Raw genomic sequence first — 12,631 nt, 5'->3', positions numbered from 1 at the left:
CATGACTACCGAAACGATCAGCACGCTCACCAGTCGTCTGCTCGAGCCGGGGCGCCTGCTCATCAATGGGCAGTGGACCGAGCCCACCACCCGCACGACGATCCCGACGATCGATCCCGGGACCGGACAAGTTGTCACCGAGGTCGCACAAGGCACGAGCGACGATGTCGACCACGCCGCCTCGGCGGCGCGACGCGCGTTCAACGAGCAGCGGTGGCGGAAGCTGTCCGGCCCTGAGCGCGGGCGCATCCTCTGGCAGGTCGCCGACGTCCTCGAAGCCAACACCGATGAACTGGTCCGCCTGGAAACCACCGATGTCGGAATGCCGGTCACCCAAGCACAACTCATGCTCGCCGAAGCTGCCAACCAGTTCCGCTACTTCGCCGGATGGGCCGACAAGATCGACGGCCGCAGCGTCGACATCGGACCGCAGGACCGCCGATTCCTCGGCTACACCCTGCGCGAACCCGTCGGCGTCGTCGGCATGATCGTGCCGTGGAACGCCCCGATGATCGCCATCGCGCAGAAACTGGCGCCCGCACTCGCCGCCGGCTGTTCCTGCGTGCTCAAGCCCTCCGAGGAAGCGTCGCTGTCCGCGCTCGCCGTCGGACGCCTCCTTCTCGACGCCGGAATCCCCGACGGCGTGGTCAATATCGTCACCGGCCACGGCGACGTCGGTGCCGCGCTCGCAGCACACACCGACATCGACAAGGTCAGCTTCACCGGATCCACCGAGGTCGGGCGTCGCATCGTGGCAGCCGCAGCGGGCAACCTGAAGAAGCTCTCGCTGGAACTCGGCGGCAAATCACCGGTCATCGTCCTGGCCGACGCCGACCTGTCCGCGGCAATCCCCGGCATCGCCACCGGCATGTTCTGGAACACCGGCCAGATATGTACCGCCGGAACCCGCCTCTACGCCCACGGCGACGTCTTCGACGAACTCGTCGACGGCATCGCCGATCACATCACCGCCTACAAGGTCGGCTACGCCACCGACCCCGACACCGACCTCGGACCGCTCATCTCCCAACGACACCTCGACCGTGTTGCCGGCTATGTCCAGACCGGAATCGATTCCGGCGCAACCCTTGTCACCGGCGGACACCGCATCGGCGACCGCGGCTACTTCTACCAACCCACCGTCCTGGCCGATGTCGACGCCTCCATGTCGGTAGTGCGCGAAGAGATCTTCGGTCCCGTACTCACCGCCATGCGCATCGACGACATCGCACAAGCCGTCGAAGAAGCCAACAACTCCGACTACGGCCTCGCCGGCAGCATCTGGACCCGCGACATCGGCCGCGCGCACTCCATCGCCCGCGAACTGCGCGCCGGACGCATCGGTATCAACGTCCACCGAGCAGGCGGCGTGCAGATGCCCGTGGGCGGTTACAAACAGTCCGGCTGGGGACGCGAGAGCGGGCCCGACGCACTCGAGGAATACCTGGAGACGAAGTCGGTCGTCACCAGCCTCTTCTGATCGCTCGCGGGCCGAGGACTCCGCCCCGCCGCCGCGGGAACAACCGGCGTAACAACAGCGCCATCTCACCTGCCCGCGGGCGGGTGAGATGCCGCGGAAGCAGAGCCTCGCCGTGCGGATCGAATCGGGTTACCGCACCGAACAAGTCGTAGCTCAGACGTGTTCGGCGAGGAATGGTATTGCCCGATCCAGTATCTGGGCGACTGCGTCCTTGTTGTCGTACAGGTCGTAATGGGTGCCGCCCGCGATCTCCACCAGCTCCTTGTCCTTGGACGCGGCGCGGCGGAAGATCTCACGCCCGTCACGGTAGGCGCCGAAGGCACCGGGGACGTCACCGGTGGCAACCAGAAGTGGCTGTGTCAGCAGTTTTTCCGCGCGAGTGAACGCATCCCAGCCCACAGCCTTGGACTGATGGGAGAACAGGGCGCTGGTACATCCGTTGGGCTGTTCGCCGCGCGGAGTGCGGTAATACAACGTGGCCTCGTAGAGGTCGACTTCCGTCGCGCCGGCTTTCTCGGCTTCGTCCGGGGAAGCCGGAAGGTAGTTGTCGACACGCGGCTCGCCGCCGCGGGCTTCAGCGGTGCGCTGCGCCGCCATCTGCTCGAGCGCGGCCACCGGATCGAACTGCGAGAATTCCTCGTTCATCAAGCGCCCGAAGTTGACTCCGGTCACGCTGACGACTGCCTTGAAGCGACGTTCGATCATCGCGGAACTGATGCAATATCCCCCGCTACCACAGACACCGAGCACAGCGATGCGGTCGGCATCGATGAAATCCTGGGTGACCAGATAGTCCACAACATGACTGAAGTCCGCTACACGCTGAGTCGGATCCTCGATGAGTCGCGGCTCACCGCCGGATTCACCCTGGAAACTGGCATCGAACGCAACAGCGACATAGCCCTCCTTCGCCAGCGCCGCGCCATAGATGTTGCCGGAGGTCTGCTCCTTACAACTGCCGATCGGATGGCCGCATACCACCGCCGGGTACTTCTTACTCTCGTCGAACCCCGGGGGGAGCAACAGGTTCGCAGCGATATCCCATGCCAGTGCCGGCACCCGGACATTGCGGATCTCCCCGTTGTAGCCCGGGTCGTAGGTCTCGACGTGGCGGTTGCTTCCGGTCTTCCTGCTCTCGGTCATCTCATCACCCTTCGTCGTTGGTTGCTGCCACTTCGCCGAAACTACGGACCGGCCAGCTCGCCAACCAGAGGCTGCTGGCCCCCCTTTCAGCAGCACCCGTCGGGCGCCGATCGGAGTGAACAACACCGTGACTGATCCCCGCACTGCCGGAACATGCTCCACATCGCCACACGCGCGATCAGACGCCCATCATCACCGCCGACTTCTCGCGAGGGCATCGCTCACCCTGGGGTCCGTGACGGGAACGCCGACCATCGCGACCACCGCGCACTCGCCCGGCGGCTCGTTCCATCCACCAGATCCCAACGGGCGAGCGCCGACTTTCGGTTCTCGCTTACCGAGAACCGACCTTCTCGCGGCAGTGTGGCTGGGCTCTCATTACTTCTCGACGGGCAGTCCACAGTCCGCTGTCCACCCGATGCCGCTAGCACAGGCTCGATCGAGAACGGAGGCATCAGATGCCGAATACGCTCCCCGCGGTCCCGCAAGGCGGAATCCCCCACTACCGGATGTTCATCGGTGGCGAATGGGCTGACGCAGCAGGCAAACTCGGCGTGGTCAACCCGGCGACCGAAGTTGTCGAATCCACCGTTGCCGTGGCCGAGCCGGAACACGTCGACGTGGCGGTCGCCGCGGCACAGGACGCGTTCGACGAAGGCACGTGGCGACGCATGCCGCCTGCCGAGCGGGCGGACGTATTCGACCGCGCCGCAGCTGTTCTCGCCGAACGTATGGATGAACTCGCCGCGAAAAGTGTTCTGGAGACGGGCATGCCCATCCGCACGGCCACTGCGCTCGGCGTCGGCTTCCCGATGACGCACCTGTCCTATTACGCCGACCTGACACGCAAATTCGAACCAACCCGATCCGCTCTCTCCTCTGGCCCGGTACTGCACGCCGGAATGATTCGCAAAGAACCGATCGGCGTGTGTGCCGGTATCACCCCGTGGAATTTTCCGGCCAGCACTGCGGTGTGGAAGTCCGTCCCGGCCATGGCCGTCGGCAACAGCGTCGTGCTGAAAGTCGATGAAAAGACCCCGGGATTCGCACTCGAACTCGCGGCAATCCTCCGAGACGCCGGACTCCCCGCCGGGGTGTTCAATGTCGTTGTCGGAGACGGTGCGGTCGGCGAACGCCTCGTGGGCCACCCATTCGTTCGCCTGATCTCATTCACGGGATCCACCGCTACCGGCCGCAGGGTGATGGCCAACGCATCCGAATCAATCAAACGCGTCCTGCTCGAGTTGGGCGGAAAGGGCCCGAATATCGTCCTCGATGACGCCGACGTCGACCTGGCCGTCGACGGATCGATATATGCCTTCGCTCTGCATGCGGGCCAGGCTTGCGAATCGGGTTCGCGGCTGCTGCTGCCGTCGAGTCTCCACGACGAGTTCGTCGAACGGTTGACAGCACGTCTGAAGACCGTGCGGATCGGTGACCCCCTCGACCCCGCCACCGATCTCGGCCCCGTGATGAACAGAGCGCAGCACGACCGGATCCTCGGCTATATCGACATCGGCAGGGCTGAAGGCGCCCAGCTCGCGTTCGGCGGGGGCGTGCCATCCGGCCCCGGCTTCGACCGTGGATTCTGGGTCGAACCGACCGTTTTCACCGGCGTTACCAACAACATGCGCATCGCCCGTGAGGAGATATTCGGCCCCGTCCTGTCCGTGATCTCCTATGACTCGGTCGACGAGGCGATCGAGATCGCCAACGACAGTGACTACGGGCTCGCCGCCGGGGTGTGGAGCTCCGACAACGCGCGGGCTCTGGACGTCGCAGCGCGGTTGCAGGCCGGATCGGTGTGGATCAACGACTGGCACAACATGTCTCAGCACTTGCCGTTCGGCGGTTACAAGCAGAGCGGTATCGGCCGCGAATTGGGGCCCGACGCACTGGAGGAATTCACTCAGGACAAGTCGATCACGGTCGATATGTCCGGTGACCTGAGAAAGCGCGCCTACGGACTCGTCCTCGGCAACGCAAGCCAGTTCTGACGCTTCACGCCGAAACTGCGGCGCAAGTGCTGATCCGAACACCCGGTCTCCCCATTCACTCCCTGCTCAGCACGCGGGATTATCGAAAGGATCAACCACATGGGAAAGCTCGAGGGCAAGGTCGCCTTCATCACCGGTGCCGCCCGTGGCCAGGGCCGCGCTGAGGCTCTGCGGCTCGCCGCCGATGGCGCCGACATCATAGGCGTCGATATTTGCGGCCCGGTCGCAACGAACGTTGCCGACGCCTCCACTTCTGCCGACCTCGACGCCACTGCCCTCGCAGTCGAGGAACTCGGTCGCACAATGGTCGCCAGGAAAGCCGACGTCCGCGACTTTCCCGGCCTGAAAGGAGCACTCGAGGACGGCGTTCGTGAACTCGGCCGCCTAGATATCGTCGTAGCGAATGCCGGTATGTGGAACTACGGCCTCACGGAGGAGATCACCGAGGAAATGTGGGATGTCGTCCACGACGTCAACCTCAAGGGCGTCTGGCACACCGCCAAGGCGGCGATCCCTGTTCTGAAGGAGCAGAACGCGGGCGGGTCGATGATATTCACGACCTCATCGATGGCTACCATCGGCGCGCCGAATATGTCACCGTACTGCTCCGCCAAGCACGGCGTCGCCGGACTGGTGAAGACAATAGCCATGGAGTTGGCCCCCTACAAGATTCGCGTCAACAGCGTGGCCCCAACGACGGTGAACACCAAGCTGATTCACAACCAGCCGACCTATGCGCTGTTTGCTCCGGACCTCGCAGAAGACGAACTCACTCGCGCGAACGTCGAACCACGATTCGCGACCATCCCACTTCTCGACCTGGCCTGGATCGAACCCGAGGACATCGCCAACGCCGTGGCATACCTGGCATCCGATGAGGCGCGCTACGTTACCGGGCTGGAGTTGCGCGTCGACGCAGGCCAAATCCTCAACTGATCCCGGGCGGTTCGCCCCACGCACACGCGCAGATCCGTTGCCCGCCCGTTCACGTGGCTCATCCTCGGTGGGTGATGCCGACGGCGCTACGTCCGGTGGACACTTCAATCCAGGCCACGTCGCGACTCTTCCGGGAGAACAGCGATGGACAACACCGCCGAGCCGCTGATGACGTCGCGGATATCGGCGACACCACCGGGTGGCACTCATGCTGGCGGTGCTGTCCGTCGCCGAGAAACCGTCATCGAGTCACGATCCGATCCGAAGGAGTTGATGAGATGCTCGCAGGAGTCGCTCGCGCGGCAGGAGTCGCCGCAGTAGCCGTCCCGCTCCTCGCCCTTGCGGCACCGTCCGCATCCGCGCACGAGCCCGCGGCGCCGAATACGAAGCCGAGCGTGAACCAGCCCGCAGTATCTCACGTGGACGCGCCGTACATCTGGGTCAACATCTGCCTTCACATCCCGACACCCGGATCAGCCACCCTCGACTGGTGCTGGCCATAGCCACCCCCGCAGGAACATCGCAGACTCGACGCCTATCCGCACCGCATTTCGCGACGTCTGCGGTTTGTCCTCCGAATCTCACACGCACCGACGCGTTGTCGTCACGCCCGACGACCGAGTCCAGATACGACGACTGGCGAATCGCGTTCGCACGCAACATATCCGAGTGTCAGTCGTCGAGCTGGACGCACGCATCCGAGATGGTGAAAGGGACCACCACATGAAGTATCTCGCACGCGTCGCCCTCGGCACCGCGCTCGTCGGGGGAACTCTACTGTCCAGCGGCACAGGTCACGCCGACCCTGCCAAGCCGGCACCACAGTGCGCAATGCCCGATCAGCTCATGGGCAAGTTCCTGATTCTGCGCGGCAACACCCGCTCTGCTCCCTTGGCGCCGCCGGACTACTCGATTGTGGTCATGCGGTTCCCGACCGCCGACAAACAGCAGTACATGGTGGTCGGCACCGGGATCTGGCACGACGGCAGCTACCGCTACAAGGTGCCCGCTCCGGGCACAGCCGTCATCGACAGCACACAGACCGACACTCCGCAACCGATCACCTATTCGCTGGCATTGCGGTGCCACGACAACGTCACCGGTGACTACCGGTACACGACCGGCCACTCCCCCGAAGCGGGACCAGAACACACGGCCGCCTACCGATTCCAGAACACCGCGCCCTGACATCCAACAGTTGCCGGACTGTGTGTCCGTGTGGTTGCTGCGGGAGGTAGCGGCCGAATCGCCGAATCGCCGCGGAATGCAGCGATGCGCATCCGGGTCCTTGCGCGGGTCGCGGATGGGATCCGAAACGGCTGGTCGCGGAAGATTGCATGGTTAGAGTGGCTTCATGGAGCGACGAAAGCCCGCTCGCGTGGTTGGTAACCTCCCCTTTGCGGTGACTAGTTTCGTGGGACGTCAACCGGAGATCCGCAAGGTTCGGGCGCTGCTCTCGACGGCACGGCTGGTGACGCTCACGGGTGTCGGCGGAGCGGGAAAAACTCGGCTGGCCGTGGAGGTGGCCGCCGTATCCGGCCGAACGTTTCCGGACGGGGTGTGGCTGGTGGATCTGGCCAGCGTGCGCGATCCGGATATGGTCGCTCTGGAGATGATGACCAGTCTCGGAATCGTCGACCTGTCGAACCGGAGTATCGAGGACCGACTCGTCGATCATCTCCGCGACCAGCGAGTCCTGGTCGTGTTGGACAACTGTGAACAGGTGGTGGACGCCTGCAGCGCGGTGTGTGAGCACCTCTTGCGATCGTGTGCTCAGCTGCGCATTCTCGCTACCAGTCGGGTATCGCTCAGCACTGCGGGCGAGCACGTCTACCCGGTTCTACCGCTGTCGATGCCCACCTCCGACGTCGCGTTCACGCTGGCGGCGCTGGCCGCCTATGACGCTCCGACGCTGTTGGTGGAGCGGGCGCGAGCGGTATGTCCGGACTTCGACCTCACCGAACGTGACGCGCCCGCGGCAGTACGGGTATGTCAGCGTCTGGACGGCATTCCGCTGGCGATCGAGCTGGCCGCCTCCCGGCTGCGGTCGCTGTCACTGTCGGAGGTCCTGGAACGACTCCAGGACCGCTTCGCGCTGCTGGGTGCCGGCACCCGTACCGCCATCCCCCGGCAGCGCACGTTGCGGGCGTTGATCGATTGGAGCTACGAGCTGTGCCCACCCGCGGAACGGCTGTTGTGGGCGCGACTGTCGGTTTTCACGGGCGGATGCACCCTCGCAGCCGCCGAACACGTCTGTGCGGGGCCCGACCTACCTTCCGAGCGCATTCTGGACCTGATCGATCACCTGGTCGCCCAATCGATCCTGGTTGTCGTCCCCACCGATCGCGCGCCACGGTATCGGATGCTGGAGACGATCCGCGACTACGGCTGGGACCGGCTGACCGAGGCAGGCGAGCCGGACACCCTGCGAAAGCGCCACTGCGACTACTACCTGGCCCGTTCCGAGCGGATTGCCGAACTGTGGAACGGTCCTGACCAGGTGGACGGTCTGGCCGAGTTACGCGCCGAGCACGACAATCTCCAAGCGGCGCTGAACTGGGCAACCAGCACTCCGGCCGCCGTCAGCGAGGCACTGCGCCTCGTCACCGCCCTGCGCTACCACTGGTGCGCCGACGGGTTCCTCGCAGATGGCCGTCGATGGACGGATCGAGCGCTCCAGAGCGCTGACGGAAATCGTCCGGAGCGGATCCCCGCGTTGTGGGTCGCGGCATGGGAGCGGCTACTGCAAGGCGACCAGAATGCCGCGGAGCAGGCCCTCGACGAATGCGCGGCCCGTGCCACCGAGGTCGGCGACCATCGAGCCATGGGATGGGTACACAGTTTGCGCGGTACCTTGGCACTGTTTCGTGGCGATCTCGTCGCGCCCGCGTCGCTCTTCGAGCGCGTCGTCACCGAATTCTCGGCGGACGAGGACCTCATGCGGCTGACGTTTTTTCAGCTCGCGATAACGCAGGCGCATTCCGGTGATCCCAGAGCCGGTGTGACTGCCCGGCAAGGGATAGCGATGGCCGACCGCTGCGGGGAGCGATGGAGCAAATCGTCGGCCCTGTGGGCTCTCGGCTACCACCATCAAGTCCACGGCGAATACGACGAGGCAGTAGCGGCGATATGTGCTGGGCTCGAGATACAGCGCGAATTCCACGATCCCATCGGAACCTCGCTGTTGATAGAGACACTGGCCTGGACCGTCGCCGCGCGTGGCGAACACCGGCGAGCGGCGCGTCTGCTGGGCGCGGTCGCATCGGAATGGCAGCGCATCGGCACCTCGATCGAAACGTTCGGCCCATACCTGAACAATCCTCATGTGCGTTGCGAGCGCACCGTTTCCGCGGCACTGCCCGAGGATGTGCTGCACGCGGAATACGAACGCGGAGCGAGTCTCGATCACAAACAAGCGATCGATTGCGCCGACGACCGCCGCCGACACACGCCGGTATCTTCGACCTCGGAAGAGGCGCCTGCGGATTCCGCCGACGAGCTGCTGACACCGCGAGAGCGGCAGGTGGCCGAACTTGTCGCCCAAGGACTCAGCAACCGGCGGATCGCCGAACGTCTCGTGGTCTCGCGCCGCACCATCGAACATCACGTGGAGAACATTTTCGGCAAACTCGGATTCTCCTCCCGGACACAGGTCGCCGCGTGGACCGCGCATCGACACGGACCCGACAGCGTGCGGTGATGATCAGGATTTCCGCACAAGCGGGCTTCCCAACGCGGGGAGAGCGTTCATACTGAGGGTGCACCAATAACGACGTGGCCCGCCGGATAGGCACAGTCTGGGCAGTATCGTGTGCCGATGATCAACGTCCGAGCGAAAATCTGCGGCATCCGGAGCGAATCCGATCTCCGGGCCGTCGTCGCGGCCGATGCCGATGCGGCCGGGTTCATTTCGGGCACAACACACTTCAGTGAGGACGAACTCGACGTCGAGCGGGCGCGGCGATTGTCGCGGCTGGTGCCCGCGTCGATGGAGCGCGTGCTGGTCACCCATCTCACCGATGCGGGCGAGGTCCTGCGTCTCGCCGACCGGATCGACGTGGACTGCATCCAGTTGCACGGGCTGATCTCGCTCGACACCGTGCGCGCGGTCCAGCGGGACGCGGCCGGGCGGCGGGTGATCCGCGCGGTCCACGTCACCGGGCCCGAAGCGGTCGGCGCAGCGGTGCGCGCGGCGCCGAATTGCGATGGGCTGGTGCTCGATTCGCGGTCCGCGGACCGGCTCGGCGGGACCGGGCGCACGCACGACTGGTCGATCAGCGCACGCATCGTCGACCTGCTCGCCGAATCGGAATTCCCGGTCATGCTGGCCGGGGGCCTGAACCCGCACAACCTCACCGCGGCCATCGATGCGGTGGGACCGTCCTGGGTCGATGTCAACTCCGGCGTCGACGACTCGCGCGGCGACAAGGATCCCGCGAACTGCAGCGACTTCGTCAGGGCGGCACACGCCGTCGCGGCGCTGAACGCTGCTCCAGCCCGACTGCGAGCAGAATGAGCACGCCCGCCGCGGCGGTGGCGGAGGTGGGCAGACTTCGGGTGCACACCGCCCCCACCAGTGTGGCCACCACCGCCTCGTTGAGCCCGATGACGCTGGCCGTCGCGGCGTCCAGCCATCGCAGCGCCTGCCAGTAGAGGGCGAATCCGGGTCCGAGGAGTGTGGCGCCCACCGCGGCCAACTCGGCCGCAACCGGCAGCGATGGCGGGTCGAGCGCGAGCAGTGGGCTGCTCGCGATCCCACCGAGCAGCAGTTGCAGTGCCGCGGCGGTGATCGTGTGGTTCGGCCCCGGCTGTCGCGCGATCACGCTGACCAGCATCGCCACGCACGCCGCGCTGCCGAGGGCCAGCGCACATCCGGCCACGGCCGACCCCGCCGAGGCACTGCCCGGGTGACGTCCGGTGACCAGCCAGATCGCGGCCGCGACCAGGAGCAGTTCGAGCAGTACCAGGAACGTCGGCGCGCGGCGTCCGCGAAGCAGCGACGCGGCGATGATCAGAACCGGCGCCGTCAGGTGCAGGGCGACCACCACCGGGAGCGGGCCGATGCGCAGCGCCGCGACGTACAGCGCCAGATTCGCGGCCTCCAGCAAACCCAACTTGACGTACAGCCCCGGGTGGGCGGTGAGCGTCGCCCACGGGTGCTGTCCGCGCAACCGCGCCGACACCAGCAGCGGCACCGCCCCGCCGAGGGCGACCAGACCCGCCGTGGTCGGGGCCCCCAGTGCCGCCAGCAGCGCGCTGGAGGTACCCCACAGGCAGGTCACCACGATCATCAGAGCGATCGGACCGGCCATAGGCTAGGTCAGCAGATAGGTGACCACGGGCAGTACCAGGGCGGTGAACGCGGCGAACACCGCACTCGCCACCCGTCTCTTCGGTAATCGCGGAAAATGCGTGGCCAGCCCGCAGTAGGTGCCGAAGGCGATCAGCGCCGTGCCCCACACCACCAGGGCCCGGCTGGCGATCGTGCCGTATACGGTGTCGAAGCCCACCGCCAACGCGAACACCGTGATACCGGCCGCCGCGCCGAGTACCAACAACGCTTCTCCGGCAGTGGAATTCATCAACATGCGGTGGCCGCGCACCGAGGCGATCGCCTGCGGATCGGTGCGATGGGCGCCGTCGGCCCGGCAGATCTCGTCGTACACCTTCGCCGGATTCACTCGTTCGTTGATCGCCGGGCGCACCTGCAGCAGGGCTTCCAGCGCCTGCGTGGTGGCGTAGGAGGTCACCGGGCCCTCGTCCGAGATGCGGAAGCCGCCCCGATAGATCGCCAGCGCATCCATCTCCTGCAGGTCGAGCAACGCGACGATCGCGGCCCGCACCGCGGGATCGAAGATGGTGCGGCTGTCGGCGGCTATCACCGCACCGACCGCCAGATGCAGGGTCAGATGACGCCAGGTGTCGACGAGATCGTCACGGCGGAAGATCTCGGTCTCGATCTCGCACTCGTCTCTGCGCAACCCGGTCAACAGCCGTTTCACCGCCATCGCGCACGCCCGCTCGGCACGCTTGTCACCGATCCGGACGATCTCGGGGCGAGCGAGCACGGTGGCGATGTGCGCCGCCGCGTAGATCGGCAGCGAACGGGGGTCCTGATACATCGCCGAGACCAGATAGCCGATGCCGCGCGAGAGGGCTTGGTGCCGTTCACCGTCGAAGCCGCCGTCACCGATGAGGGCCTCGACCGCGGCGGCGGTCGCGGTGATCGATACCGGGCCGAGGAAGCCCGATATCCGCCATCCGCCGGTTTCGGAATCCTGTTGGTCCAGTAGGGATCGCACGGCTCCGGCCAGATCGGGATCGGACTCCTCGACCCCGAGGCAGCGCAGCGCGCGGATGCGCCACGCGACGTCGATCGGGGTACGGAAGTACCATTCGTCGCCGTTCGGCCGTTGCACAACCGTTGCCCGGACCAACATGGCGACCTTTGCGGCACGCGGGATTTCGCACCCGGCGCGATGCAGAACGCAGACCACCTCGGCGGTGTTCTGCGGATTGGGTGGCACATCGGGAATCCAGCCCCAGCCCGCACCCCCGCTGAGATGGGGTATCTGGCTGCCACGCAGCCATTCCACAGCCATCCGGATACGCTCGTCGATGTTCGACACGGCCCTCCGCCCCCTTACAGTACGTTGCCCCAGAGACTTTCGATCAGGCGCTGATAACCGCCAAGTTACTCGGGTGGTCCGACAATCCGCTCGTCCCGGAGTCACCTGAATGGACTGGTAGCGAACGTGTTTCGGTTCCATATCGGGGTCTCGGCTGCGTCCGCCACAGTGGCGCCACGAGATCCGCAGGCAGCGAGCCGGATTCGCCGACGCTACGCACCCCGGGTCACCTATCGGAGACCTGAATTTTATCACCAGGCCGTCACCGTGTGACCGGAATTGCACCGGTCCGAGTTGAAATTGCAACCCCATGTGCCGGTGGCCCCGGCCGGGATCGCCCGCGTGTCGAGCAATTCCCGTGACATACCCGGACTTCCACGACAGCGGGGGTCGACAACGCGGCGGGGGCGACCCGAGCGGGACACGCGCCGCCGAACCGAAGGCGC

Annotated in this window: 9 protein-coding genes; 6 read left to right on the top strand and 3 right to left on the bottom strand. The window is 65.7% G+C overall.

Translation table 11 applies throughout. From position 1 onward, the window contains the following. Position 1: 1 nt before the first annotated feature. A complete protein-coding gene (locus K7711_RS36155) occupies positions 2-1,480 on the top strand; it encodes an aldehyde dehydrogenase family protein (protein WP_222975422.1) in 1,479 nt (492 codons plus the stop codon). 153 nt (positions 1,481-1,633) lie between these two features. Here K7711_RS36155 and K7711_RS36150 read toward each other — a convergent pair whose 3' ends face one another. Next, on the bottom strand, positions 1,634-2,623 hold the full coding sequence (locus tag K7711_RS36150) for an alpha/beta hydrolase (RefSeq protein ID WP_222975420.1): 990 nt from the start codon (positions 2,621-2,623) through the stop codon (positions 1,634-1,636). A gap of 458 nt (positions 2,624-3,081) precedes the next feature. Here K7711_RS36150 and K7711_RS36145 point away from each other — a divergent pair, with 458 nt between their 5' ends. From K7711_RS36145 to K7711_RS36125, 5 genes are all read left to right on the top strand, one after another. After that, positions 3,082-4,620, top strand: a complete 1,539-nt coding sequence (locus K7711_RS36145) for an aldehyde dehydrogenase family protein (RefSeq protein WP_222975418.1) — start codon at positions 3,082-3,084, stop codon at positions 4,618-4,620. Positions 4,621-4,719: 99 nt separating this feature from the next. Then, on the top strand, positions 4,720-5,556 hold the full coding sequence (locus K7711_RS36140) for a mycofactocin-coupled SDR family oxidoreductase (RefSeq protein ID WP_222975416.1): 837 nt from the start codon (positions 4,720-4,722) through the stop codon (positions 5,554-5,556). Between the two features lie 723 nt (positions 5,557-6,279). Further along, positions 6,280-6,744 (top strand): hypothetical protein, encoded by a 465-nt coding sequence (locus K7711_RS36135; protein ID WP_222975414.1) that lies wholly within the window; start codon positions 6,280-6,282, stop codon positions 6,742-6,744. 214 nt (positions 6,745-6,958) lie between these two features. Next, positions 6,959-9,256 carry an ATP-binding protein gene (locus K7711_RS36130; protein ID WP_222975412.1) on the top strand — a complete coding sequence of 766 codons (2,298 nt, stop codon included), beginning with the start codon at positions 6,959-6,961 and terminating at the stop codon, positions 9,254-9,256. A 117-nt stretch (positions 9,257-9,373) separates the two neighbouring features. Continuing rightward, entirely contained in the window at positions 9,374-10,072 is a 699-nt protein-coding gene (locus tag K7711_RS36125) for a phosphoribosylanthranilate isomerase (RefSeq protein WP_222975410.1), read from the top strand. Here K7711_RS36125 and K7711_RS36120 read toward each other — a convergent pair. Both K7711_RS36120 and K7711_RS36115 read right to left on the bottom strand, forming a co-directional pair. Then, positions 10,011-10,847 carry a DMT family transporter gene (locus K7711_RS36120; RefSeq protein ID WP_222975408.1) on the bottom strand — a complete coding sequence of 279 codons (837 nt, stop codon included), beginning with the start codon at positions 10,845-10,847 and terminating at the stop codon, positions 10,011-10,013. The genes K7711_RS36125 and K7711_RS36120 overlap by 62 nt on opposite strands. 24 nt (positions 10,848-10,871) lie before the next feature. Beyond that, a complete protein-coding gene (locus K7711_RS36115) occupies positions 10,872-12,158 on the bottom strand; it encodes a prenyltransferase/squalene oxidase repeat-containing protein (protein ID WP_222975406.1) in 1,287 nt (428 codons plus the stop codon). Between the last annotated feature and the right edge of the window lie 473 nt (positions 12,159-12,631).

The sequence above is a fragment of the Nocardia coffeae genome, assembly GCF_019890715.1.
Taxonomy (GTDB): Bacteria; Actinomycetota; Actinomycetes; order Mycobacteriales; family Mycobacteriaceae; genus Nocardia; species Nocardia jiangxiensis.
Note: the sequence above shows the minus strand (reverse complement) of the source record. Positions and strands in the feature narration are given on the sequence as shown.

Coding starts and splice junctions, on each gene's coding strand:
- K7711_RS36155 (WP_222975422.1), top strand. CDS start 2: ATGACTACCGAAACGATCAGCACGCTCACCAGTCGTCTGCTCGAGCCG.
- K7711_RS36140 (WP_222975416.1), top strand. CDS start 4,720: ATGGGAAAGCTCGAGGGCAAGGTCGCCTTCATCACCGGTGCCGCCCGT.
- K7711_RS36150 (WP_222975420.1), bottom strand. CDS start 2,623: ATGACCGAGAGCAGGAAGACCGGAAGCAACCGCCACGTCGAGACCTAC.
- K7711_RS36120 (WP_222975408.1), bottom strand. CDS start 10,847: ATGATCGTGGTGACCTGCCTGTGGGGTACCTCCAGCGCGCTGCTGGCG.
- K7711_RS36115 (WP_222975406.1), bottom strand. CDS start 12,158: ATGGCTGTGGAATGGCTGCGTGGCAGCCAGATACCCCATCTCAGCGGG.
- K7711_RS36135 (WP_222975414.1), top strand. CDS start 6,280: ATGAAGTATCTCGCACGCGTCGCCCTCGGCACCGCGCTCGTCGGGGGA.
- K7711_RS36145 (WP_222975418.1), top strand. CDS start 3,082: ATGCCGAATACGCTCCCCGCGGTCCCGCAAGGCGGAATCCCCCACTAC.
- K7711_RS36125 (WP_222975410.1), top strand. CDS start 9,374: ATGATCAACGTCCGAGCGAAAATCTGCGGCATCCGGAGCGAATCCGAT.